This window comes from Nocardia sp. Tas62D01, assembly GCF_055232035.1.
Map to the genome: position 1 here is coordinate 4511215 of NZ_JBUYUZ010000001.1, position 25103 is coordinate 4536317.

At 65.7% G+C, this 25103-nt stretch carries 15 protein-coding genes and 3 pseudogenes; 8 read left to right on the plus strand and 10 right to left on the minus strand.

Annotated features, from left to right (window positions below; genetic code table 11):
• Position 1: 1 nt before the first annotated feature.
• The 6 genes from ACV7NQ_RS21390 to ACV7NQ_RS21415 all read right to left on the minus strand — a co-directional run bounded on the left by ACV7NQ_RS21390 (position 2) and on the right by ACV7NQ_RS21415 (position 8902).
• Complete coding sequence (locus ACV7NQ_RS21390) at positions 2-2704, minus strand: DEAD/DEAH box helicase (protein ID WP_463361300.1); 2703 nt, start codon at positions 2702-2704, stop codon at positions 2-4.
• Positions 2705-2714: 10 nt separating this feature from the next.
• Positions 2715-3974 (minus strand): BREX system ATP-binding domain-containing protein, encoded by a 1260-nt coding sequence (locus ACV7NQ_RS21395; protein ID WP_463361301.1) that lies wholly within the window; start codon positions 3972-3974, stop codon positions 2715-2717.
• Entirely contained in the window at positions 3971-4984 is a 1014-nt protein-coding gene (locus tag ACV7NQ_RS21400) for a BREX system ATP-binding domain-containing protein (RefSeq protein WP_463361302.1), read from the minus strand. Before ACV7NQ_RS21400 ends, ACV7NQ_RS21395 begins: the two co-directional genes overlap by 4 nt.
• Positions 4981-5775 carry a hypothetical protein gene (locus ACV7NQ_RS21405; RefSeq protein ID WP_463361303.1) on the minus strand — a complete coding sequence of 265 codons (795 nt, stop codon included), beginning with the start codon at positions 5773-5775 and terminating at the stop codon, positions 4981-4983. Before ACV7NQ_RS21405 ends, ACV7NQ_RS21400 begins: the two co-directional genes overlap by 4 nt.
• Before the next feature lie 690 nt (positions 5776-6465).
• On the minus strand, positions 6466-6906 hold the full coding sequence (locus tag ACV7NQ_RS21410) for a hypothetical protein (protein WP_463361304.1): 441 nt from the start codon (positions 6904-6906) through the stop codon (positions 6466-6468).
• A 1159-nt stretch (positions 6907-8065) separates the two neighbouring features.
• Positions 8066-8902 (minus strand): transposase family protein, encoded by an 837-nt coding sequence (locus ACV7NQ_RS21415; protein WP_463358528.1) that lies wholly within the window; start codon positions 8900-8902, stop codon positions 8066-8068.
• Between the two features lie 121 nt (positions 8903-9023).
• Between ACV7NQ_RS21415 and ACV7NQ_RS21420 the strand changes: the two genes are divergently transcribed.
• Positions 9024-10544 carry an acyl-CoA carboxylase subunit beta gene (locus ACV7NQ_RS21420; RefSeq protein WP_463365761.1) on the plus strand — a complete coding sequence of 507 codons (1521 nt, stop codon included), beginning with the start codon at positions 9024-9026 and terminating at the stop codon, positions 10542-10544.
• 56 nt (positions 10545-10600) lie between these two features.
• Positions 10601-17728 carry an SDR family NAD(P)-dependent oxidoreductase gene (locus ACV7NQ_RS21425; RefSeq protein ID WP_463361305.1) on the plus strand — a complete coding sequence of 2376 codons (7128 nt, stop codon included), beginning with the start codon at positions 10601-10603 and terminating at the stop codon, positions 17726-17728.
• 144 nt (positions 17729-17872) lie between these two features.
• Here the strand turns inward: ACV7NQ_RS21425 and ACV7NQ_RS21430 are convergent.
• Together ACV7NQ_RS21430 and ACV7NQ_RS21435 are read right to left on the minus strand one after the other, a co-directional pair.
• Positions 17873-18196: pseudogene (locus ACV7NQ_RS21430) on the minus strand (IS66 family transposase); the annotation flags it as partial.
• Between the two features lie 137 nt (positions 18197-18333).
• Positions 18334-18531 carry a hypothetical protein gene (locus ACV7NQ_RS21435; protein ID WP_463366114.1) on the minus strand — a complete coding sequence of 66 codons (198 nt, stop codon included), beginning with the start codon at positions 18529-18531 and terminating at the stop codon, positions 18334-18336.
• Between the two features lie 3 nt (positions 18532-18534).
• Between ACV7NQ_RS21435 and ACV7NQ_RS21440 the strand changes: the two are divergent.
• Positions 18535-18848, plus strand: a pseudogene (locus ACV7NQ_RS21440) (IS110-like element ISMav6 family transposase); the annotation flags it as partial.
• Between the two features lie 105 nt (positions 18849-18953).
• Here ACV7NQ_RS21440 and ACV7NQ_RS21445 read toward each other — a convergent pair.
• Positions 18954-19457 (minus strand): hypothetical protein, encoded by a 504-nt coding sequence (locus tag ACV7NQ_RS21445; protein WP_463361306.1) that lies wholly within the window; start codon positions 19455-19457, stop codon positions 18954-18956.
• 249 nt (positions 19458-19706) lie between these two features.
• On the opposite strand from ACV7NQ_RS21445, the pseudogene ACV7NQ_RS21450 reads away from it, so the two are divergent.
• Positions 19707-20926 (plus strand): annotated as a pseudogene (locus ACV7NQ_RS21450) (IS110 family RNA-guided transposase).
• Positions 20927-21101: 175 nt separating this feature from the next.
• On the opposite strand, the gene ACV7NQ_RS21455 reads toward ACV7NQ_RS21450, so the two are convergent.
• Positions 21102-21590 (minus strand): hypothetical protein, encoded by a 489-nt coding sequence (locus ACV7NQ_RS21455; protein WP_463361307.1) that lies wholly within the window; start codon positions 21588-21590, stop codon positions 21102-21104.
• A gap of 251 nt (positions 21591-21841) precedes the next feature.
• On the opposite strand from ACV7NQ_RS21455, the gene ACV7NQ_RS21460 reads away from it, so the two are divergent.
• The 4 genes from ACV7NQ_RS21460 (at position 21842) to ACV7NQ_RS21475 (ending at position 24996) form a co-directional block, all read left to right on the plus strand.
• Positions 21842-22357: a MarR family winged helix-turn-helix transcriptional regulator gene (locus ACV7NQ_RS21460; protein WP_463365762.1), complete on the plus strand. Its 516-nt coding sequence runs from the start codon at positions 21842-21844 to the stop codon at positions 22355-22357.
• 202 nt (positions 22358-22559) lie between these two features.
• Positions 22560-22979, plus strand: a complete 420-nt coding sequence (locus ACV7NQ_RS21465) for a hypothetical protein (RefSeq protein WP_463361308.1) — start codon at positions 22560-22562, stop codon at positions 22977-22979.
• Positions 22980-23197: 218 nt separating this feature from the next.
• A complete protein-coding gene (locus tag ACV7NQ_RS21470; protein WP_463361309.1) occupies positions 23198-23500 on the plus strand; it encodes a hypothetical protein in 303 nt (100 codons plus the stop codon).
• Between the two features lie 65 nt (positions 23501-23565).
• Positions 23566-24996 carry a transposase gene (locus tag ACV7NQ_RS21475; RefSeq protein WP_463361310.1) on the plus strand — a complete coding sequence of 477 codons (1431 nt, stop codon included), beginning with the start codon at positions 23566-23568 and terminating at the stop codon, positions 24994-24996.
• The last annotated feature ends 107 nt before the right edge of the window (positions 24997-25103 follow it).

Consider the following 25103-nt stretch of genomic DNA (forward strand, 5'->3'; position numbering starts at 1 on the left):
CTTATTCCGCCCCCAAACTGACAAGGTCCGCTAGTTCGGCGGTCGATAGTTCGGTGAGCCAGTTCTCGCCGGCGCCGGTCACAGACTCGGCAAGCGTTCGTTTGTCGTTCAGCAGGGTGGCGATCCGGTCCTCGATGGTGCCCGCGGTAACGAGTTTGTGGACCTGGACGTGTCGGTCCTGACCGATCCGGTATGCGCGGTCGGTCGCTTGGTCTTCCACGGCGGGGTTCCACCAGCGGTCGTAGTGGACAACGTGGCCGGCTCGGGTCAAGTTGAGTCCGACACCCCCGGCCTTGAGGGAGAGCAGGAAAACCGGTGCCCTGCCTGCCTGGAACTCGGCGACCATTGTGTCCCGGTCGATGGTCCGTCCGTTCAGGAACAGGGTCCGGATGCCTCGGGCCTGGAGGTGTAGCTCGATCAAAGTGCACATCTGGACGTATTGGCTGAAGATCAGCACAGACTCACCCGCGGCCAGGATCACCTCCAGCAGGTCGTCGAGGGCGGCCAGTTTGCCGGAGCGGCCTGCGATCGGCCGCAGCTCGTGCAGGTATTGCGCAGGGTGGTTACAGACCTGCTTCAACGCGGTGAGCAGCTTCAGGACCAAACCGCGCCGTTGGATCCCGGTGGATTGCTCGATGTCGGCAAGGCTCTGGGCAACTACGGCTTTGTACAACGAGGCCTGCTCCGCAGTCAGCTGCACGATCCGATCGGTCTCGGTTTTGGCAGGCAGTTCGGGCGCGATCCCAGGGTCAATTTTGCGACGGCGGAGCAGGAACGGTCTGACCAGTCGCGCGAGTCGCTCGGTGGCCTCCGGATCCCGGTAGCGTTCCACCGGGACGGCCAGCGTCCGGGTGAAGTGGTCCAGCGAGCCGAGCAGCCCAGGGGTGGTCCAGTCCAGCAGAGACCACAGTTCCGAGAGCCGATTCTCCACCGGGGTGCCCGACAGTGCCAGCCTGACACGAGCAGGTATGGCGCGCAGCTGCTTTGCGGTTCGCGATAGCGGATTCTTCACGTATTGGGCCTCGTCGGCCACGATCAGGCCCCACATGACCTCGGCGAGGGCGGGGGCGTCGTTGCGGATCAGGCCATAGGTGACCAGCACCATTTCATTGGACGCGATGCCCTCGAGGTGCCGGTTGCCGCCGTGATAGCGGCGGACCGGAATGCTCGGCGCGAACCGGGTGATCTCCCGCTCCCAGTTGCCGAGCAGCGACGTCGGGCACACCACTAACGTCGGGCCATGGCCCTCCCGATGGCCGTCGCCCTCCCGATGCAAGTGCAGTGCGATGACCTGGATGGTCTTGCCCAGACCCATGTCATCGGCCAGGCAGCCACCCAAGCCCAGCTCGGCCATCGCCGCCAACCAGCTCAGACCGCGCTCTTGGTACGGCCGCAGGGTGGCGTTCAACGAGGCAGGAGCCACGACCTTCGGCGGCTCCGTCAAGGTGTCTTTCAGCGCCAACAGCGCGCCGGTGGCCTTGAACTCGACCAGCTCACCGTCGATGGCGAGGCTGCCGGTCAGTGCGGCCGCCAGCGCTACTGGGCCGGTCAGCGGCCGGCGTTGACGCCGGACCTTGTGCAGTACCTGCGCGTCGACCTTCACCCACTTGCCTCGGAACTGGACCAGCGAGCGCTTGGCTGCGGCGAGTTCAGCCAGTTCGTCCTCGGTGAGAGGTTCGTCGCCGGCCGTGAGTTGCCAGGTGAACCTGACCAACTCGGTCAGGTTGAACACGGTATCGGTGACGCTGCCGGGGGTGGGAGTGGCTACCGCCGTGAGTGTGAGTGGCTCACCAAGCAGTTCGCTGGGCAGCAATATTTCGATGCCGGTGGCAGACAACGGCTCGGCGACGTCCAAGAGTTCGCTGACGGCCTCGTCTGCGACCGCTATCGGGCTGGGGCTGGACTGGCCGAGGATCCCGGCCAACGGCGGCCAGATCCGGGCGCCCCGGCGCAGCGAGGCCAGCAGCGCGGGCTCCGGGTCCGCGCCGAAGCGGGCCGAGACGGCGGGTGGCGCTGTCCACAGCTCGGCGGCATCGATAACCAAGCTCGGGTCGATGGCGCTGCGCAGCCGCACGGCGATGCTATACGGCGCGTCCGCGGCAGTGGGCAGAGCAGCCTGGAGTACGACCCTGGCGGTCTCGTCGGGCCGCAGCCAGTCGAGCGGACCCCGAACCTTGGTCGGCGACCTGCCTGCGAATGGACCGTTGGCGCCCACCCGCGGCAGGGTATCGGCCAGGGCGTCCCAGAAGTCCCGGATCAACGACACCGGCTCATGTACCCTGACCGCAGGCCAGGAACCGGGCACTGCCAGGGCGTGCCCTTCGGGAGGTAACGCGGCGGCCAACGCATGCAGCCGCTCGGCGTCGGTAGCCTCCAAGGGGCCGATCCGCCAGCTGTCGTAGCCGGCCGCAGTCACCGCCGGTAGGAGTCGACCTCGGGCGATCAGCTCCAACCCGGCCAGAGCCGCGGCCGACCACGCTGCCAACGCGGGGCTTTTCTGCTGCCTGGACAGCAGTAGCGGAAGTGCTTGCTCGAGGGACACGAAATGCGCCGCGGTCGCGCGTTTGACTACCGCCCCGGCGTGTCTGACGAACACGTCGACCGTATCAGGACCCGCGATTCCCTTGCCCCACAACGCGAACCGGCCAGCACGTGGGAGCCCGTCCGGCACGAAGACCGCCGACACCCCGTTATCGGGTTGCACGCGGTGCATCTTACAAGTCGGCCTCGGCGCCTGTGATCGAGCGAGTTTCAGAACCCGCAAGCGCACCCTCCAGATCGACGTCCTCCCGGTAGTCGGTGTGGACGTCGACTGTCTCGGTCTGCGGGCGGAACTCCGGATCCAGCCGCAGCAGATCCCACTCGTTGATCCACGCGCGGATGTACTGACGCATGCGGGTGGCGCCGAGCCGTTCCAGCCCGGCGATATCCGGTGGGCTCCAGTTGAACGCGGCCGCGTGCAGGTCCTTCAACCGGGCGTAGGCACGGTCGAGTTCCGCGGTGTCCGGAGGCGTGAGCAAGGTCATCTCGCGGTCGATGATCCGCATACCCGTCTGCGCGGCGGCGGAGAGTTCATTGCCTGCCAGCTTGGCGGGGATATTGACCCGGTCCTTCTTGCCGGTGATGACGGCGGCCTCGAAGTCGTCGGTCATCGCCAAGACCGCGGCGATGGGCAGGCCGGCCGCATCGTGATTGCCTCGGACCCAACGGGTGATCTCCGCGTAGGATTTCGCGCGTTGCAGCACCGAGTACCGGCCGATCAACTCGACCTCGTCGAAGAGCACCAACCAGCCGGCGCAACCCGCGGCGGTCATCAGCCGGGAGACGAACCGAAGGCGTTGGGCGCCCAGATCCCTGACCGACACCGACGAGAGCGCGACCGGTCCCTCGCCGGCGGCCTTGAGCCTGCGGCGCAACTCGGGGGCACTGATCGGATCGCCGGACCAGAAGCGCACCAGCGTCTCGGCGAACTCCGGGTCGGAGTCGCGAATCTTGGCGTACAGCAGCAACGAGGCCGCAAACCGCTCGTTGAGATTGGCGGCAGGCGACATCGCCCAGCGCAACAGTTCGGCGTACGCCGGGCCGTGCACGTCGAGTTCGGCAGCGGCCTCGGCGATGGCCGAATCGTTCCGGCCCGCCACAACAACACAATCGGCGGCGGCCCGGAACACCTTCACCGGGTCGTGCAGCGGGGTTTCCTTACTCACTACGACCCGGCTGACCGCGTACCCCTCATCCAGTGCCAGCCGCATCAGGTGCTCGAGCAGGTGGGATTTTCCGGAACCGAACCCGCCCCCGATGAGCATCCCACCGGGGGTGCCGGTGCGGGCAGCGCCCAACAACTCCAGGAACAGGTCCTCGATCTCGGTCTGGCCGGAGCCGAGCATCGCCACGGCGTCCAGGCTCGGCACGCCTGCCCGCAGGGCCTCGATCGCCCGCCGGTGCGTGACCGACGGCTCTACCACCACCGTCACCGGACGGCCTCCAATCGGACGTCGAGCCGCACCAGCGCGGCATAGGGGTTGGCCCGGTTACGATCCCGGACCTCGTCGGCGACCCGCAGCTGTAACGCGCTGTAGGCGGGCAAGCCGCGGGCCTCGTCGCCGACCAACTCCGGAGGCAGCAGCACCGCGACGAACAGACCGACCAGTTCGTCGGTGGCGTCGATGAGTTGACGCAGTAGTTCGTACGCGTCCAACGCCGCGGCCTTCGAGTAGTAGAAACCGTCGCGCTCCTCGACGGGGGGTCGCCGCCCGACCGCGACCCGCGCCAGATCGAGTTCCAGCACAACCCCCGCTCTGCCCGCACGTCGGACCCACCGCGTCAACGAAGTCAACATGGGCCGGGCGTTGTGCCTGGTGATCCGGTTGTGTATCAACAGCGCCCGCAACTGTGCGGCAGGTACCTTCTCGCCATGTAGCCAGCCCAACACCGCCGCACGATCGGCTTCGCTGACGTCGCCGTGGGCCATCAGCGCCTGACACAACCGCAGCATCGCCACTCGGAACTCGTGGGCGAGGGTGTGGTCGGCAAGCACGAGACTCTCCAGGGCCCGCCGAACGCTGCGGTACAACTCGGCGGCATCGATCCCGTGCTGGGCGGCGACCACCGCGACAGGCAGATCGGCCTCACCGGATCTCGCTGACGGGAAGCCGGCGTGCCGATAGGCGTCGTGAAGTACGTTGGCCGCCAATGACAGCCAGTCGATCTGTCGGGCGATCGCCGCGAACAGTTGGTCCATCAAGTGGACCCTGGTACCCGCGGTGTCGACGGAAACATGGATGAACCCGTCGGTGACATCGGCGAGTCCGGCCGAGAACCGTCGGGCAATGTCGCGGTCCCCAGGGACGACCAGCTTGACAGCTGTCCCACCGTGCGCAACGAAGGTGTGTAAATACTCGGCTGCGACAAAGTCGAGGTAGTCTTCGACCCGATGGTTCCCGCCGCCGCCGGGCAATTCGCCGCGTGCGACCGGGAAGCTCATCGGCCACCGTCAGCGGTGGTGAAGGAGATCCCCCAGTACCGTTGCTGCTGGCCGCTTCTGGCCACCGTGGTCAACACCCCCGAACCCTTCGTGCCGGTGCTCGCCGACCAGCGGAGTTGGCGAGCGCTGCGCGTCGTCGTGGTAACCCCGCTTTGATCCAGCAGGTACAGGTCGCGGGCGAACTCCTGTTTGGAGTATTCCCTGGCCTGGCCCGGTAGCAAGGTCAGCACCGACCACACATCGACCAATCGGACCACGGCGTCGGGATTCTTACCTTCACCGGCGACGGCCAGTTCATAGGCGCCCCGCAGGCTGTCCAGGAACTGTTCCGGCTTGAATCGGGGCGCCCGCCCCTGCGCCGCTGCCAACTGGGCCACCAGTACCGAAGGCCTGATCCGCCGCTCTCGTACCTTGTCGACCTCGACGGAAACGTCGGCAGGGAGCACCCGCAGCAACGACGGATAACACATCAGCCGGTCGTCCTCCTCGAACATTGCCACCCCGGCAACCTCCGCTGCCGCCAGCAGCTCCTTCGTAAAATCGCCCGACGACAGGTACGCCTGCTCATCGATGTCGAAGGAGTCCCGCAACGCCGCGACACCAGCCGTCAGCTCCGCAGTAACCGACTCGGCGGCCGAGAACGCCCGGCGCATGTCACGTAACTGGCCAGACTTGGCTGCGGCGCGGGCCTTCCGAAGTTGGGTGGTCGCCGCACCGGCCAACTTCAAGGTGGCCTCGGCCTGGCGTTCGGCGGCGGCGAGCGTAGCCTCAAGCGTATCTGGCGTCGTCATCTGGACCTCCTCGATGTTGCTGCCGGCTGGTGCCGGGCAGGGGCGACTAACCAAACAAAATAGGCCATTCGCACCGAGAGTGATTGACCGCCACCTCAATAGCGTTCCATAACGCGTATCCGCCCGGGTCTGCCCCGCTGTCCCGGTCGGACCACCCCAGAAAACTTGGAGGCCATGGGTTTTGGGTCGTAACTGGTCAGCGGGTTATGCAGGCAGCCATCGTCGTCCCTCGGCAACGGCTGGTATCAGCGGCTCTATACCGGAACACATTCCAACTGCGACGGGTCGTAATACTGGGCCCGCGCTCGTTCACATGCATCGAGATTCGGATAGGGCCCGGGGTCGAAGCCGGGCTGTTGCGCCGAACCGGACGCCACATTTCCGGCGATCGGCCCCGCCGCCACCGATCTCAGCAGCGCCGGGTCTGATCCTTGCTCGAGCGTCTGGGCTCCAGAGACGCCCATGGCTACCAGACCACACCGCAAGCCCGGCAATGGTGAAGGCCGCGGACGTGATTGATCGGATAAGCATTTTACACTCCTCGCATCGTGGCGGCCGTGCCGAGCCGCACATCTCGCCGAACACCACGACGTGTGATGCTCACGGAGCGATACTGCCCGCACTGGTCGGGACCGGTCCCGACGCGAGTCGGACCTGTGGCGAGGCTCCGTATCTACCGGACCGGGTACATCAGTCGTCGGGGTGATCGAGCAAGCGTAGGTCCGGTGGGACCAGGGTGGTGCTGTCGATGAGTTCGCGGATGAGGTTGTGGTTCAACGTGTTGCCGACCGGCTCGCCTACCTCTTCACGGATGAGACCTGCGACGCCCTCTTTGGACAGGCGTGTGCGGACCTTCTCGACCAGGCATGCGACGTTCCTGTCGGTCCATCCGGCATCGGGTTGCAGGTCGTTGAGGTGGGTCGCTGCCTGTTGCCAGGCCATCGGTTGCGGGTAGGGCTCCTGTAGCAGGTAGCGCTGCGCCAACACGACGAGGACAAGTCGTTCGGGGGTTTCGAGTTTCCATGTTCTCGGCGGTTGAGTGGGGGCGGCGGGTCCCCGCGCCGGTCGCGGTTCGTCGGATTCCGTCACGTACAGCTCGAGCAGGTGTTCGTGAGTGGCCGAACCACGCACGAACAGCGGCGTGTAGCCGGGGGATCGAGCCCGATCGGCTCCTCGTCGGGCGGCGTGCCAGGCGTTCTACACCTCGGCGCCCGACGCGATAGCGAAATACAGCGACATGGTTGCCGGACAAGCTGACTGGAACGACAGCGGCACAGGCCACGAGAACTATGCGACCTGTGTTCTACATCGCGTCGACGACGCACCCATGCTGGGAGGCAGGCGTACGGAGCTGGACCGTCATCCGCATGCCTCGGTGCGGATGTGGCTGTACAACCTGGCTATTTCAGCGAATCCGCCCGTAGGCAGCTGTGTCGAGAGCAAGGTGACTTCGAAGACCTGCTCACCTCGTTGCCGCGGTGGCGTGTGACAGCCCACACTGGGCGCAGATAATGGGCTATCCGATACTCGACGAACCGGGCGCTGCCTGGCCCGGGGATGCCGTGGTCAGTATCCTGGCCTGGTCGGCATGCGATCGAATAGCATTGTCGCCGAAGGGCTTCGAACTCACCATGCTCTATCCGAGGAGCGGCTCCTGGAAAATCCCGAATCAGCAGCAGTACGCCGTTTGCCTGATTTACCAGGCAGGCGACCCGCCGTTCGCCGGGAAGATCAAATGACATGGCCGAGCGCGCGAGTGCGACCGGACGGTGCTGTTGCACGACGGCAACCAGATCCCAGGGCGCCTATGTAGACGACGGCCTGCTCGTCATGGCCGTAGGAGAAGCAGCTTTCGAAGGTCTGGCCGATGGCGAGGACATTCCCGCCACGACGCCAGGCTACGTACCGCCATGAGTGGGGACAGTGGACGGGGTAGGGTGCTCGGCCCGAAGGTCGCATTCCGGCGAACCGAGCAGCTCTGCGAACCGGTCGACGGCCGCGTTGACGTGAGCGTTGAACTCGACCAGGCGGGCTGCTACCCGGAAAGGCTCACTGCCACCCCGGACAGCGATCCTTCCCACAGGCGGTGAACACGCCGGTGGACACAGACTTGATCGAATTACTATGTTCGCGATCATGAGCAGGCGGCAAGCGACCACGGCTGGTCGTTACCCAGCCAACAAGCAAGGTCTCTCGCGATGACCGACAACCAGGTCGCGGGCAGGAGCGCGACCGGGCCTGTCGATGGTCGGCGTGCAACGGTGGCGAAGCTTGCCGAGTTCCAGGAGCGTTATTCATAAGCCTCCGCGAAAAAGTGCAGTGCGACTATCGTTTTCAGGGCAGAGGGGAATTTGTGGACTGGCGCGCGGTAGCGGCCGCCTTCCTCGCTGAGCATGCGCCAGGTCTTCAGGTGAGCGACGGCTCGCTCCACCGCGGCCCGGATTCCGGAGAGTGCGGTATTGAACGCGGCCTGGCTCTCGTGCAGTTCGCGGCCCGGAGGTTTCTTGTAGGGCACCAGATCGATTCCGTCGACACCGACGTAACCGGAATCGGCGACAGTGTCGATCTCGGCGAGAAGGTCGGCGAGTCCGGAGGCGGCGTATGCGTGCGCGTCGTGTCGGGCGCCGTGCACGATCGTCATGCCGACCGCGACGAGCCTGCCGTCGAGGTCGGCGGCGATCTGGATGTTGAACCCCGGATACTGGGTTTTTCCGGAGAACAGGTCCGGGATCGCCGACCAGTCCCAGGTCGGGCAGATTGTGCCGTCCACCAGCACGGACCCGACTCCGATGACGTCGCGGGGGTTGGGAACGAACTCTTCGAGTACGTCAGCGATCACCGGTCGCAGCAGATCCCAGCGGCGGCTCACCGTGGACTGACTGATCCCGAAGAACGCGCCCGCGACATCCTGGACGAGGTTTCTGCGCATCAACGACACCACCAAAGCGACAGACCTGAACAAGCTCAACGCGTAAGGGCGACCGGCCGACTCGAACCCGCCGACGGTCTCGTGTACCCGGGCAGTCAGTTCCGTCAGTTGCCCATCGGTCAGCCCCGTAATAGCCTTGTACCGCAACGGCCCTCGTTCTCGCTCGTAGACTTCGTAACTCCACGAACTGAGATACATGAGGGCCGTTGCCAATTCGGCTGCGACGCGCCGACGTATCAAGCAGTGCGATCACCGTCTCACCGGCCACACAGGCCACGAGAGTTGCTATGCCACAGCCGATTGCGGGACAGGCTTATGAATAAGCCTCCAGGAGCTCGCGGCCAGTTCGCGATCCCCCGGAACGGCGCGCGCGATCGCTAGACAACGTTCCCGCGGCAAGAAGACCGCCCGGGAACGCATCGCACACCTCCTCGATCCCGGTTCCTTCGTCGAACTCGACGCGTTCGCACGAAACCATTCGACCGATCAGAACGTCGACGACCGTCCGTACGGCGACGGCGTCGTGATCGGCCACGGGACGGTGGACGGGAGACCGCTGGCGGTGTTCGCTCAGGACTTCACCGTCTTCGGCGGCACGCTCGGACAGACGCACGGCGAGAAGATCTGTAAGATCCTCGATCTGGCCGCCAAGTCGGGTTGTCCGGTGGTGGGTATCAACGATGGAGCCGGCGGTCGCATCCAGGAAGGGGTAGTCGCACAGGCGCTCTACGGCGAGATCTTCTTCCGGAACGTGCGCATGTCCGGCGTCGTTCCGCAGATCTCGATCATCATGGGCCCGTGCGCCGGAGGCGCGGCGTACTCACCAGCGCTCACAGACTTCGTCGTGATGGTGGACAAGACATCACACATGTTCGTCACCGGCCCAGACGTACTGGCCGTCGCCATGGGCGAACAAGTGGGGCTCGAAGAACTCGGCAGCGCTCGGGTGCACAACTCCCGCTCCGGCAACGCGCACTATCTCGCCGCGGACGAGGAAGACGCGATCGATTATGTCCGGGATCTGCTGGCCTATCTGCCTGGCAACAACCGCGAACTCCCGCCCGTCTACACAGCGGGGAAAAACCCCGACGGAGCCTTGCTGGACTCGCTGGTTCCCGACTCGGTGAACCAGCCGTATGACATGTATGCGGTGGTGAACGCCATCGTGGACGATGGCGACTTCCTCGATGTGCAGCAACTGTTCGCACCCAACATCATCTGTGGCCTCGGCAGGATCAACGGGAATTCGGTCGGTATCGTGGCGAATCAGCCACTGAAATCCGCCGGATGCCTGGACATAGACGCATCGGAAAAAGCCGCGAGATTCGTGCGGACCTGCGACGCCTTCAATATCCCGATCATCACGCTGGTCGACGTTCCAGGATTTCTGCCTGGTTCCAACCAGGAATGGAACGGCATCATCCGCCGCGGCGCAAAACTGCTGTACGCCTACGCAGAGGCCGCTGTGCCGAAGATCACCACGATAATCCGTAAAGCCTACGGCGGAGCATACGTTGTCATGGGTTCGAAGCACCTGCACGCGGATATTTGCTTCGCCTGGCCGACCGCTGAGATCGCCGTGATGGGCGCGGAAGCCGCCAGCAACATTCTGCACCGCGACCAAATTGCCGCCGCGACAGACCCGGCGGCCGTTCGCAGTCAACTGATCGATGAGTATGACCAAACCCATTGCACGCCATACCGTGCTGCCGAACGCGGGTACGTCGACGCGGTGATCGCCCCATCGGAAACACGGCAGAATATCGCTGCCGCACTGTCCGTCATGAACCACAAGCGAGAGCCATCGCCGCCGAAGCGACACGGCAACATCCCGCTGTAGAAATACCCTTCATTGTCTCGATACGAGTTGCGGCAGTTGTCGGAAAGGAAAGAACGATGGTTATCGGTGACATCTCGCATCTGCTCATGGACGAACCACACAAATTTGACGAGCGTATCGCGGTCATCGGGATGGCCTGTCGAATGCCGGGGGACGTCAATTCGGCGGATGACCTCTGGCGTCTTCTGATCGAGAAAAAGGACCCGGTGCGCGAGGGTCCCTTCGACCGATGGGACGTGGATGCCTTCTACGACCCGGATCGACAGGTACCGGGCCGTTCCAACACCCGCTGGGCCGCCACATTGGACGACATCACCGGTTTTGACGCCGCCTTCTTCGGTATATCGCCCGCGGAAGCCGCCTCGATGGACCCCCAGCATCGGCTGCTCCTGGAAGCCTCCTGGGAGGCCCTGGAACACGCTGGCATCCCGCCACGCAATGTCATGGGAACGCAGGGTGGTGTCTTCGTCGGGATCTGGAGTCAGGACAACTCCGTGCGACTCGGCACGCATTACCAGAACATCGATGCCTACGCCGCGACTATCGGGAACGTCCACAGCACCGCGGCGGGACGTGTCTCCTATGTCCTCGGGTTGCACGGTCCTTGTGTCGCCATCGACACAGCATGCTCGTCATCGCTGGTCGCCACCCATCTGGCCGTCCAGAGTCTGCGGACGGGAGAGTCCGACTTCGCGCTGGCTGGCGGTGTGAACGTTATGCTGAGTCCAGAGTTCATGCTGTCCGGGACGCGGTGGGGGATGTTCTCGCCCACCGGACGCTGTCACGCCTTCGACGCCCGCGCGGACGGCTTGGTGCGTAGCGAAGGCGTCGGAATTGTTGTGCTCAAACGGCTTTCGGACGCACAACGCGACGGGGACCGGGTGCTGGCGGTCATCCGCGGCTCCGCGATCAACCAGGACGGGCGGTCGCAGGGACTGGTCCACCCATCCGAGGAAGCGCAACGCATGGTCTACTCTGCAGCGGTCGCGCAGGCGGGGATCGACCCCGGCCTGGTGGGGCTGGTGGAGACCCACGGCCCCGGGACGCCGGTCGGCGACCCGATCGAGTTCCGCGCGTTGTCTCCGATCTATGGGGACGGCGCGGGACGATGCGCGCTGGGCTCGGTGAAGTCGAACATCGGCCATCTGGAGTCCGCCTCAGGAATCGCGGGCTTCATCAAGGCCGTACTCGCGATCCAGCGCGGCGTCATCCCGCCGAATCTGCATTTCCAGCGGTGGAACCCGGAGATCTCTCCGGACGACACCCGCTTCTTCGTGCCGACCGAGCCGACTGCCTGGCCGGTGGACGCGCCGACGCGGCTGGCGGCAGTGTCCTCGTTCGGCTTCAGCGGCACAAACGCTCACATTGTTCTGGAGGAGTACACGGATCCGCCCGCTGCCACGGGGACGCGGACCGACTCCGCGCCGTGCCCGGTTCTGGTACCGCTCTCGGCGACAGCGCCGGAGATGCTGGGTGCGACCGCTGCGCGGCTTTCCCGCTGGCTGACCGACACCCACGACCGGGTTGAACTCGGCGATGTGGTGCACACGCTCGCGGTGCGGCGCTCGCATCACCGGGCGCGGACGGCCGTGGTCGCCGAGTCTGTGGATGAGCTCATCCAAGGACTCGACCGACTCGCCGCGGGCGAGGAGGAGGACGATTCGCTCAGCGGCACCGCCCGCGCTGCTGCCGGCATGGGTGCGGTCTGGGTTTTCTCCGGACAGGGCTCGCAGTGGGCAGGCATGGGGCGCCGCCTACTCGACGAGGAGCCCGTGTTCGCTGCGGCGATTGCCGAACTGGAGCCACTGGTAGCCGCCGAGGCCGGCTTCTCGGTGACCGACACGCTGCGCGCCCCGACGGTGGTCACAGAGATCGACCGCGTCCAGGTCGCCTTGTTCGCCACTCAGGTAGCTCTTGCCGCGATCTGGCGATCCCTCGGCCTGAGACCCGCGGCGGTGCTCGGCCATTCGATGGGCGAGGTGTCCGCCGCGGTGGTCTGCGGTGCCCTGTCCCTACAGGACGGTGTACGGGTCAGCTGCCGCCGTGCCGCCCAGCTGATCCCGCTGGCAGGTACCGGGGCTATGGCGTCGGTTGACCTCCCCCACCAGCAGGTCGAGGAGGAACTCCGCCGGGTCAAGGATGTCACTGTGGCCGTGATCTCGTCGCCACAGGCCACCGTGGTCGCGGGAGGCCCAGAAGCGATACGGCACATTGTCGAGCAATGGCAGGAACGCGAGCTGATGGCCCGGTTCGTCGCCTCCGACGTGGCGGCGCACGGGCCGCATCTGGACCCGTACGCCCCCCTGCTGATCGGTGCGCTCTCCGAGATCCGGCCCGAACGTCCCACCGTGCCGTTCTACTCCACCGTCACCGAAGACCCGCGACAAACGGTTGCCTTCGACGGCGCTTACTGGGCCGACAACCTCCGCAGACCGGTCCGGTTCGCCAACGCGGTCCGGGCCGCCGCCGAGGACGGCCACGCCGCCTTCCTCGAGGTCTCGGTGCATCCCATCGTCGGCCACGCGATGCGAGAGACGCTCCAGGAGACCGACGGCGACGCGGTTATCGCGCACACCATCCGGCGCGACAACGACAATCTGCGCACGATCACCGGCCAAATGGCCCGTCTGTACCGCGCAGGCGTTCCCATCGACTTCGGTCGGCGACACGCGGACGGGACGCTCGTCGCGGCCCCGGCGACCACGTGGAATCGGATACGCCATTGGGTCGATCTACCGTTGCCACACCCGGCTCGACAAGTGGCGGAGGAGATCCGGCCACCGCTGCTCGGCACGCACACGGCCGTCCCTGAGGCCGGGCGAAGGCACCTCTGGCAGGTCGATGTCGGCACACGGGCACAGGCGTGGCTCGCCGGGCACCAGGTGGAAGGCGTCACGGTACTGCCCGGAGCGGCGTACTGCGAGACCGCGCTGGCAGCGGCGACCGAATTCTTCGACTGCGCCGAAGAGCACGTCCAGCTGGTCGATATACGATTCGTCCGGCTGCTGCCACTCGAGGAGCACACGACGCTGTATACCTCGCTCATACCTCGTGGCGATGACACGGCGGTCGTGGAGATGCTCAGCAAGGGAGACGGCGACGACGAGTGGATCACCCACGCGACCGCCGAATTGCTGTATCTACCCCAGGGCATTCCTCCCGAACCGGTCGATCCAGCCTCCTTGGATGCGGTCTATGACGAGCGGATCGACGTCGAAGGCCGCTACGCGGAACTACGCGCCGACGGTTACCATCACGGCCCGGCCTTTGCTGGTGTGGAGAGTCTGCGGAGGGCGGCCGACGGTGGGATGCTCGCGCGGGTCGGCGTACCGCCCGCGGCACGTACGCTCGCCGGGCCGGTGAGTCTGCATCCGGTCCTGCTCGACACATGCCTGCAGACGCTGCTCATCTCGGCGGTCGCCGCGACCGGCAGCGCGGGGGCGCGGCTGCTCTTCCCTGTCGGGATGGGATCGCTTCGCGTCTACGCGGCGGCCGATCCGGCCGCCGCGTACTGCCAGACAACACTTGTCTCGGCGTCGGCGGACGGAGCAATTGGGAAGCTGCGGTTGCTGGCAGAGGACGGCTCCGTGCTGACCGAAGCCGCCGATGTGCGGTTCGCTCCGATGGAGCGGCAGGGACCGGCCTCCCGGCACGAGCGATTGTTCCATGAGGTCCGGTGGACGTCCCTGCCGCTGGAACTGCCGACCACTGCCCGCGGAACGTGGCTCGTACTCGGTGACAGCGACAACCCACTGTCGGCAGCTCTCCATGCTGGACTGGCCGCGTCGGGGGCGCCTGCCACACTGCTGAGCGCCGAGGGCCCACGCGAGTCGTGGCCTGTGGCACCGGTTACGAAGGCGCTGGCTCCCGCGACGGACGTCGTGTTCCTCCCGGCTTCGTCGGCCTCGGCGCAGCCGGATGTCCCGGATCTGTGCCGTGACGAGGTGATGCGTCTCGTCGATCTGACCGGGCTGCTGTCGGAGTCCGAGACCGGCATGCCTCGGCTATGGATCGTCACCCAGGGCGCTCAGACCATCGACGGAGACGAGGCGCCCACACTCGTGCACGGTGGGTTGCGCGGCGTCGCCCGCGTGGCGATGTGCGAGCACCCCGGCCTCCGCACAACCCTGGTCGACGTGGAGCCGGGCACCGACACTGTGCGCAATCTCGTCGCCGAACTCTTCGCCGACGGCTCCGACGACGAGATCGCCTGGCGGGGCGACCGGCGGTGGGCGGCGCGGCTGGTGAAGGCCCACATCAGCGACGGAACCTGGCGAACTCGGCCCCGGCGGATCCGGCGGTACGGCCAGGACCGCATCTCTCTCGACATCGCCCGGCCCGGCGATCTGGACACGATCGGCGCGCTCACCCGGCCACGCCGCGAACCGGCGCACGGTGAGGTCGAGATCAGGACGGCGGCAATAGGTTTGAATTTCGCAGACGTCATGCACATGCTCGACATGTTCCCCGACCTGCACGGCACCTCCGGTCGGCTCGGTCTGGAATGCTCCGGCGTCATCACCGATGTGGGTCCTGGAGTGGACGACCTGCGGATCGGCGACAGGGTGATGGCGTTCCACGACGGCACGGCCGACACTTTCGTCACCTTGCCTGCCGAAGTGGTCGTGCCGGTGCCCGACGGGATGACTGATATCCAGGCCGCCGGTGTGCCCGCCGCCTACCTGACCGCCTGGTACGCGCTGACGCGAGTCGGCCACATCACCGCCGGCGAGCGAATCCTCATCCATGCGGGAACCGGGGGTGTCGGCCTGGCCGCGATAGCGATCGCCCGGTCGCTCGATGCGGAGGTCCTCGCCACGGCTGGCAGCGACCGTAAGCGCGCCTACCTCCGCGCTCTCGGTGTGCAGCATGTGATGGACTCTCGGTCACTGGATTTTGCCGCCCAGACCCTCGCCGCGACCGACGGCGAGGGGGTCGACATGGTGCTGAATTCGTTGTCCGGACCCGCGCTCTTCGCCGGCCTGGACGTGCTGAACCTCGGCGGGCGGTTCATCGAGATCGGCAAACGTGATATTTACGCCAACGCCAAGCTGGGTCTGCTGGCGCTGCGCCGTAACATCACGGTGGCTGCGGTAGATCTCGCTGTTCTCGGCCGCGAACGCCGTCCGCTGATCCGTGAGTTGTTGAACGAACTCCGGGACGAGTTCACCGCCGGTCGACTCAGCCCGCCGGTCTGCACCGAGTTCCCGTTCAACGAGGCAGCCACGGCGTTGCGGCACATGGCCGCTGCCAAGCATATCGGAAAGCTGATTCTGACGGTGCCGCAGCAGGGTGAAGTCGACGTCGCCCTCCCGCACGGTGCCAGGCCTGCCGTGCGTCACGGCGCGAGCTACATCATCACCGGCGGGCTCGGCGGTCTCGGTCTGGAAATCGCTCGCTGGCTCGCCGACCAGGACGCCGGCAGGATCGTGCTCAACGGCAGGTCGGCGCCCTCGGAACACGCCGCTGCCGCGCTGGCCGAAATCCGCGCAGGCGGTACGCAGATCGACGTCGTCCGCGGCGACATCGCCGAACCCGGCGTGGCCGAGCGGTTGGTCGCCGCGGCGACCGCCGACGGACGGGCGCTGTCCGGGGTGCTGCACGCAGCGACCATCCTCGATGACGGTGCCCTGGGCCATCTGAACGCCCAGCGGCTCGAACGTGTGTGGCGGCCGAAAGTGACCGGCGCATGGCGATTGCACGAGGCGACCACTAGTCTCCCGCTGGACTGGTTCGTGTTGTTCTCGTCGGTGGCGTCGCTGCTCGGGAGCCCGGGGCAGGGTAACTACGCCGCGGCCAACGACTGGCTCGATTCCTTTGCTCGGTGGCGACGGGCGCGCGGACTACCAGCTCAGGCGATCAGCTGGGGGGTCTGGGGCGAGGCTGGCCGAGCCACGGAGCTGGGGCGGCACGGGTACGCCGCGTTCACCACCGCCGACGGGCTGCGCTGTCTGGCGGAACTGATCGACCACGAGCGGACCAACGCCGGCGTATTCGTCTACGACCCCGAACACTGGTTCCGTGCCGCCCCTGGCGCAGCCGAGTCCACCTTCTTCGCGGACATGCCGGTCCGGTCGGCGGGCGAGTCCGGCGTCACCGGCAACGACGGCATCAACACCAGGCTCCGGACCGCATCGCCCGATGAGCGAAGCCGGGTCGACCTGGGCTACCTCGGTACATGCATGCAGGCGATACTCGGACTGAGCAGCGCATCGATCGACTCGAGCACGGTGCTGTCCGACCTCGGGTTCGACTCGCTCACGGCCCTGCAGTTACGCAATCGCCTCGAAGTGGACCTGCAGGTGAAGATCCCCGCCACCATCGTGTGGACCCACCCCAGTGCGGGCGAGCTGGTCGGCTATCTCATGGAACGTCTCGACCTGGAAGTGCGGACCACCGACGACGAGCAGACCCATGCCGCCCCCGCCGACACCGGCGTCACCGCCGGACGCTGGTTTCGGACGTTCGTTCCACGACCTGAAGCCACGACACGGCTCTACTGCTTCCCGCACGCCGGAGGTTCGGCATCGACCTACCTGCCCTGGATCGACCTCCTTCCCGAGCACGTAGAGTTGCACGCCGTCCAGTTGCCCGGGCGCGAAGACCGCGCGGAGGAGGAACCGCGGAGCGATCTGTCCGCACTGGCCGAAGAACTCTCAATGATGATCTCAGCGGATCGGGACCCCCGCCCGTTCGCATTCTTCGGGCACAGCGGCGGCAGCCTGCTGGCGTTCGAGACCGCTCGCGCACTCTGGCGCGGACACGGCATCGCCCCTGTGACGCTCGGGCTCTCGGCGATGCCGGCCCCCGACGGCCCGGGAATGGACCAGCTGTCGGAACGTCTTTTCCGTAACCCGAGTCCCGAGGCGTTGGAGGCTCTGGCCTTCATCCCATCGGAGATCCGGCAGGAACAAGCCCTGCTCGAACGCGCCACGCGGGCGCTGACCTACGACTACACCATGTACCGCAATTATCGGTACACGGCGGCATCGACTCTGCTCGACTGCCCCTTCGTCCTCTTCGCCGGAGACGATGACCCGCTTTGCAGGCCCGAACATCTGGAGGGATGGGATAAACAGGCGACCGGTTCCGTAACGACGTATGTATACCGAGGGGATCATTTCTACCTCCGAAATCACCTCCCCGAACTGATCGGGCGGCTGACGACACCGTTCAAGCACTGAAAAGCTTTGTCTAGCCAATTTGTCCCTGGTGGGACGCCCGTCGCGGCGGGGATTATCGACCAGCCCGCACAACAGGGCATGTTTTCCTCGATGCAGCAGCGGATCGAGGACCTCGGCGGCGATCGTGTCGCGGCCGTCGTCGCGGGCCTGGCGTGCGCCGGTGTTGAGCCCGTACAAGGCATCGAGGGCGTGGGTGGGCCACGGATTGTCGGGGTCGGCCTCGCCCGCGACGACGAGTTCGCGGGCGATGTGGGCGCCACACAACGCGTGGGTGGCGGTGGCATAGTCGGGGCCGTCGTAGACGGCCAACGCGTCGTGCAGGCACACCTCGGTGAGACCGGGCAGGACTCCGAACTCGTCGACCGCGACCCGCCCCCGCGACTTGTGCAGGAAATACGATGTCAACGTGGCCGTCGAGGCGATGTGCAGCCACATCTTCTCCCCCGTTGAGGTTGATCGTGGTCTCATCGACGTGCAGCGTGTACGCCGCGATCAACCGGGCGCGGATCGCCGCGTCGGCATCGGCGAGTGACTCGCCCGTGGCCGCGATCACCGAACTGATCCACCCGGTCGAGGGTCGTGCCCCGGTGACATCGGCGATCAACTCACCCCGCACGAGCGAGGGGAATATGTTGATACACCACCAGATACGTCGCCAACGCCCGCAGGTTCGTGCCGTACTGCACCGGGGCGTTCACCCCGTCCGGCGCGTCCGCCTCGGTGACATGACCGCACCCGCACCGCACCGAATGCAGACGATGCTCGAACACCGCGACCGCGATCTCCTCGGGAATGTCGATCACTCGCTGGTCGCCGAGCTGACTCAGCTGTCGAGCTACCGCAGCGACCTCATGCCGATTGAGTGCGTGGGGTCAACCAACTGCGCGCCATGCTCGCCTCTATCTTCCCCGCACTGGAGGCCGAATTCGACTACTCCAACCGCTCGCCGCTGATCCTGGTCGCCGGAATGTGCACCCCGACCGAGATTCGCGCGGACGGAATTGCTGGTGTCACAACATATCTCACCGAGAACGGAGCGTGGGCCAGGACCATCGACACCATCGCCGCCGAGGCTGTCACCGCCGCGGGCGAGCAGGACATCTCGGTGCCCGCGGAAGCGGCCCACCGCGGGATTCGGCATACGTGAGTGGCACATGGTTGCGGGAAACACCGAGAAGCCTCCTCCATAGTGTGCCACTCGTGACGCTGGTGAGGGCGGGGGAGGTTATGAGCTGCTGCCGGTGGAGGGGAGGAGGGACTGGCGCTGGCGGTCGCATTCCGCGTGGTCGGCGTCCGGGCGGTCCTCGCCGGAGCGGCCGCAGCCCTGCGCGTTGTAGCCGCTACGGTCGTATCCCCAAGCGTCGCGGCCGAATCCATCGTAGCCGGATCGGTCGTAGCCGGATCGGTCGTAGCCGTCGCGACCGTAACCGAATCGGTCGAAGCCGTCGAGGCCGTAGCCGTCCAGACCGAAACCTCCTGGGTCCCGGCCGAATCGGTCGCGACCGAATCGGTCGCGACCATCCGCGCCGAAGCCGTCGGAGCCGAAGCCGTCGGGAGTGCAGGGCGGCATGCCGCACGTGGTGTTGACGCCAGGCAGGTCGGTGCCCGAGCCGGGGGTCGCGAACGCCGGTACGGCGAGCGCGGCCGGGGCGAGTGCCAATGTCCCGACGATGGCGGTTCGCGCCAGTGCATGCCGTACTCGGCTCGTGCCCGAGGTCCAAAGCAACATGATTGATCTCCCTAAGTTTGTGGGTGTCTGGGATTTGGTGCCCTGGATGCCCAGGGCGGTGGGGTGTAGCGATGGTTGTTTGCTGCGTTTGTGGCTCCGAAGGAGTGGCTGTTCCGCCGTGCTGGACGCGCCGACACTTATTGAGATCTGATGCGAGTCGTCGCTGTTGGGGACCTGATGGCGGGGTTGTCCACGGGCCTGTTTTGTGTTGACAGGAGTGTGAGAGTGGCTTTGCGTCAATGGATCTGGATCTGGATCTGGATCTGGATCTGGATCTGGATCGATGTCGGTAAGGCCAGCTATCATGTGTGCGTGGTCGACGAGACCGGCAAAGCATGCTGGTCGGGCAAGTTCGGCAACGATCAACACTCGATCGAGTCGGTGATCGCCCGTGCGCGCAAGACCGGGATCGAGTTGCAATGGGCGATCGATCTGACCAGCCCGCTTGCCGCGCTGCTGATCACGGTGTTGCTCGCCGCTGGCGAGCGGGTGGTGTATGTGCCGGGCCGCATGGTGGCCACCATGACCGGAGTGTTGTGCGGCGAGGGTAAAACCGACGCCAAAGATGCCCGCGTCATCGCTGAGACCGCACGCATACGCACCGACCTGACGGCCGTAACCGCACCCGATGAGCTGGTCGCCGAGCTGACTCAGCTGTCGAGCTACCGCAGCGACCTCATGGCCGATTGAGTGCGAGGGGTCAACCAACTGCGCGCCATGCTCGCCTCTATCTTCCCCGCACTGGAGGCCGAATTCGACTACTCCAACCGCTCGCCGCTGATCCTGGTCGCCGGAATGTGCACCCCGACCGAGATCCGCGCGGACGGAATTGCTGGTGTCACAACATATCTCACCGAGAACGGAGCGTGGGCCAGGACCATCGACACCATCGCCGCCGAGGCTGTCACCGCCGCGGGCGAGCAGGACATCTCGGTGCCCGCGGAAGCGGCCACGGCGGGATTGATCAAGCGGCTGGCGGCCAAGCTGCTCGATCTGGATCGCGAGATCAAAGATCTCGACAAGCAGATCGCGACCCGCTTCCGTGAGTGTCCACAGGCCTCGATCATCGAGTCGATGCCCAGCATGGGCCCGCACCCGGGTACCGAGTTCCTCATCGCCACTGGCGCCGACCTGGCCGCGTTCGCCACCCCGGGCCGACTGGCCTCCTACGCTGGGCTGGTGCCAGTGCCGCGGGATTCCGGCCGGGTCAGCGGCAACCTGCACCGACCAAAACGCTACAACCAGCGGTTGCGGCGCGTGTTCTTTATGGCCGCCCAGTCCTCCATCAACACCGAAGGCCGATCGCGAGCGTTCGACCAGCGCAAACGATCCGAACGACTCATCCATACCCAAGCCCCCTTCTAGCCCTGGCCCGGCGCTTGGTCGACGTCCTGTGGGCGCTGCTGCGCGACGGCCGCCACCTCACCGACCAGGCCCCCAACCCGATCGGATCCCCAGCTGCGGCTTGACATCCTCATTGAGACTCCTTTTCGTTGCGGTCGGAAACGACGGTCGTGCCGCGTTTCGGTAGAGCGAAACCGGCGGCGATTAGCCAGGCCAGTCCAGCGAATCGCGCGATAGGCAGCAGAAAGGCCCCGCCGGTGAACATGAAGGTGAGAATGGTCGGCCCAGCGATTGCCCCGATCAGCACACCGCTCCAGCCGAGCCGCGGCCCGAGCGCCCGTCCGAGCACGCCGGAGGCCGCCAATGCAGCAATAAGCATGCCGGTCGGGACGACAGCACCGGGGCCACCGAGGACGCCAGGGTGTGCAGCGCCCGCACCAACGCCAGGTCGGCGACAACATCAGGCACGGTCAACACCCATGTGACGATGGCCGAGCATGCCAAGAACGCCGCGGCAAGCACGCCGCCTGCGAGTGTGACGGTGGCGCCCGTCGCCCGCAGACCAAGGGCATTCAGCCGAGCCGACGCGGCCGATGCGTAGATCACCAGTGGGATCGTGCTGGCGAACTGAAGGGTCGCCCCGGTCCGGACGGCATCGGAATGTGCGGTGAAGTAGGTCAGCGCGGCGGCTGCCGACCCGAACGGTGACGGAAACACGTCACCGCCGGCATGTACTTTGCCGATGACCAACCCGGCCGCGAATAGTGCGGTGGTTATGATGCCTAGCACACCGAGCGGTGGTTCGGATTCTGATTGCCGGTTGTGCACGGTCTCTGGCAGTGGTGACGAAAGCGCCATGTCAATCCATTCCTGCACTAACTCATTCACTGAAGTGAACGGTATTCGAGTGTGTACGATAGCGCGGTGAGCGACATGGAGCAAGGGATGAGAATCGTGCGGCGCGCACACAGCCGCCGCGGGCAGCGCCGTTCCTGCTCGCTCAGACCGGTGCACATGCGGCGCAGCGGTTCTCCGAGCGGATAAGCGATCTCGGGCTTTCGCCACCCGATGTCGGACTGCTCCGGATGATCGCCGCCCAGCCGGGTGGCAGCCAGCGGTCGCTGGCGAGCGAACTCGGTGTCGTCTCCAGTCGCGTGGTGGCACTGGTCGACAATCTCGACAGCAAGGGGGTCGTCGAGCGACGACGTAGCGCCAGCGACCGCCGCAACCACGAGTTGTCGAGGCGGGTTGCTCGTTCCCGGACCCAGCATAGCCGCAGCAATCGCTGCGGTGTTATCGGTGGCCGCGAGGATGATGGCGCTGTGAACTGGACCGACAAGGAGTCGAGAGAGTGCCGGCTCCGCTTCGCATGGGACCAAGACACCCCGAACACGGGACCACGCGTGCCATCCGCTCTGCGCTGTTGCTGTACCGACGACCGCAACGTGACGGCCGCGGCCTCCAACCGCATCGTACGCAGGGGAGTCGGACAGCGATCGGACGAGTGCGTACTTGTGGGCGGAGGACCCCGTCAGTGCGACCCGCGACTGCGATGATCGTCGCCGCGCCGTCGCCCCTCCGCGGACTCAGGGAGGTCGCGGGCGAACGTTGCGCGTGTCAGCAACTTTCGTGCGCCGACCTGCAACCGCGCTGCGCCCGCCGCTCGTACCGTCAGTGGTGCCAGCCGCGGGGGACGTGCGGCGCGGTATGGAGTCCTGCAGCCAGTCCCGGCTGCACTTATGACCTTGAGGAGTCTTGATGCGCAGGCTAGTTCTGGGCTACAACGAGTCCGGCAAGACTGAGGTCTTGTCCGACGCAACCATCTCGGCCACTCCCCGCGGCGACGTCCTAGGTGTAGCCCAGACCATGCTCGACGCGCATGACGGCTGTTCGTGCCTTCCCGACACCATCTCCCGCGCGATCGCCCTGGTCGGGTCGCGGTCGGTGTCCGCGACCACGGCCAGTCCGATGACCAGGAGTTCGTCCGGGCCGAGCGCAACAACGGAAGCTGCGCAGCTACCCTTCGGCGAATTGTGGCTCTACACCACCTGTACGCGCCGCGCCTGCATGCACGCCGACCATGCAGCGGAACTCGATCGCGTCGCCGACGCCATCAACACCGCAGTCGAGCCGATCCTGTCTGCGATCCACACTCGCTACGCACCTGAGTACTACTAGTCCTACGGCGAGCACGTTTCCGCTGCTTCTGTCCGCAATGGTCGCGAACTCGACGAACCCGCGCGACCTCGACTTCTTCGACGCCCAAGTTCGGTAGACGGACGACTTCGACCTCCACTGGTCCAGGCCACGCGGGGCACATTGCGATTTCAAATACCGAAAGCATCACGGGCACAACGACTTCAGGCCGAGCCTGCGACAACGAACATGAGGAACCCATGAACACCGTGCTACGCGTCCTCGACCCAGTGAGCCTGATCGACAATCGTCGCCGGACCTACGAGCGGATCTTCAACGCCACCTCCGGCTTCGACCGCGGAACCGGCACCATCACCATCCGCGGGTGCCACATCGCCGCCGTCCTGATGTCCAAGCAGGTCGGGATCAGGGTCCGTTATATGCTCCGAACACTCGATGAGTCATCCCTGATCGTCGCCCTCAATATCGGCGGCGTGACCTACTGGCAGTTCCTCACCAACGAACCCAGCCATAGGTGGCTGGTGTTTTTCGTGAGGCGTTGACGCGCTTGTGGCGGCTCGAGTTGAATTGTCGGGTGACGTTGGGGCAGGCGCCGAGGCAGGCGGACTTGTTGCGGTCGACGGTGGCCCTCTGTGAGGGCAGGGTCGGGTCGGACTCGATTTATGGTGTGCTGCATCGGGAATGCTTCGGGTTGTTCCCCGATGAGATGTTCGCTGATCTGTTCACCGATGTGGGTCGTCGCAGTGTTCCGCTGATGATCGTGGCGGTGGTGATGGTGCTGCAACGGTTGGAGGGACTGTCGGATCGGGAGGCGGTGGACCGGTTCGCGTTCGACGCGCGGTGGAAGTACGCGGCGGGTGGGTTGGATTTCGATTATCCGGGGTTCGTACACACGGTGTTGGTGGACATGCGTGCCAGGTTGGCTCGTTCGGATTCCCCGGACCGGATTTTCGAGGTGGTCCTCGAGGTGGCCCGGCGAGCGGGTGTGGTGGGTCGTAAGCGGGTGCTGGACTCGACGCCGTTGTATGACGCGGTGGCCACGATGGACACCATCACACTGCTGCGTTCGGCGATTCGTGGCCTGCTCGCGGTAGCCGCCGGCGAGTTGGGTGAGGAACTGCGTGGGGTGATCACCAGCGGCGACGACTACGCCGGCACGGGTAAGCCGAGCATCGACTGGGACGACCACGCTGCCCGTGAGGAATTGGTCGATTCCCGGACCCGTGACGGGATGGCAGTGCTGGCCCGTCTCGACGGGCGCGAGTTGGGCGTCGCGGTGGACAAGGCGTCGCAGTTGTTGGCGACCGTGTTGGGTCAAGACATCGGCGCTGGTGATGACGGGGTGTTTCGGATCCTGCGCAGGGTTGCCCCGGACCGGGTTATTTCCACGGTGGATCCCGAGACCCGCCACGGGCACAAGACCAGTGCGCGGGGATTCGACGGCTACAAGGGCCACATCGCGATCGACCCGGACACCGAGATCATCACCGCCACCGAAGTCACGCCCGGTAACAGCGGCGATGCTGAGATCGCCGAGGAACTGCTCGCCGACATCCTGCAAGCCGAAGCCGAAAATAGTGATGGTGATGGTGATGGTGATGGTCGGAGAGTGTTCGGCGATGCCGCCTATGGTGCTGGTGAGTTGTTGAAACACTTGGACGACAACGGGGTTCACAACGGACTGAAGGTGCAGCCATCGGCGTCGGTGAAGGGACATTTCTCCAAGGATCGTTTCGATGTCGACCTCGAGCGTGAGACGGTGACCTGTCCGGCCGGCAACACCGCGCCCATCCGTGCCCGCAAAGGTGAACGCGCCGTCGGCTCCGCCGCGTTCGGTGCGGTCTGTGCCGACTGCCCACGGCGGCCGTCGCGCGCGTGTCCGGGGACGACTGAAGGTCGCCGCAGACTTCGCATTGTTGGCGGCAGCGACCAACCTTGCCCGGCTGGCCGTACTCGGCGTCAGCGGTGCACCCAACCGATCCTGGACGATCGCGACAGCCTGACCAGTGAACTAGGGCAGATCAGGCGACCACATTAGACCGTCGGGGACATTCACAAGAGGTCGTCGGCACCGAAAACGCAAATCCAGCAACACAAGCCGACCCACACACAATCGACCGTCCGACCCGCCGCACGATCGATCCG

What these genes read in the sequence shown, in the direction of transcription:
- ACV7NQ_RS21400 (WP_463361302.1), bottom strand. Translation starts at nt 4,984, where the DNA reads ATGAGCTTCCCGGTCGCACGCGGCGAATTGCCCGGCGGCGGCGGGAAC.
- ACV7NQ_RS21405 (WP_463361303.1), bottom strand. Translation starts at nt 5,775, where the DNA reads ATGACGACGCCAGATACGCTTGAGGCTACGCTCGCCGCCGCCGAACGC.
- ACV7NQ_RS21415 (WP_463358528.1), bottom strand. Translation starts at nt 8,902, where the DNA reads ATGTATCTCAGTTCGTGGAGTTACGAAGTCTACGAGCGAGAACGAGGG.
- ACV7NQ_RS21425 (WP_463361305.1), top strand. Translation starts at nt 10,601, where the DNA reads ATGGTTATCGGTGACATCTCGCATCTGCTCATGGACGAACCACACAAA.
- ACV7NQ_RS21445 (WP_463361306.1), bottom strand. Translation starts at nt 19,457, where the DNA reads ATGTTGCTTTGGACCTCGGGCACGAGCCGAGTACGGCATGCACTGGCG.
- ACV7NQ_RS21465 (WP_463361308.1), top strand. Translation starts at nt 22,560, where the DNA reads ATGCGCAGGCTAGTTCTGGGCTACAACGAGTCCGGCAAGACTGAGGTC.
- ACV7NQ_RS21470 (WP_463361309.1), top strand. Translation starts at nt 23,198, where the DNA reads ATGAACACCGTGCTACGCGTCCTCGACCCAGTGAGCCTGATCGACAAT.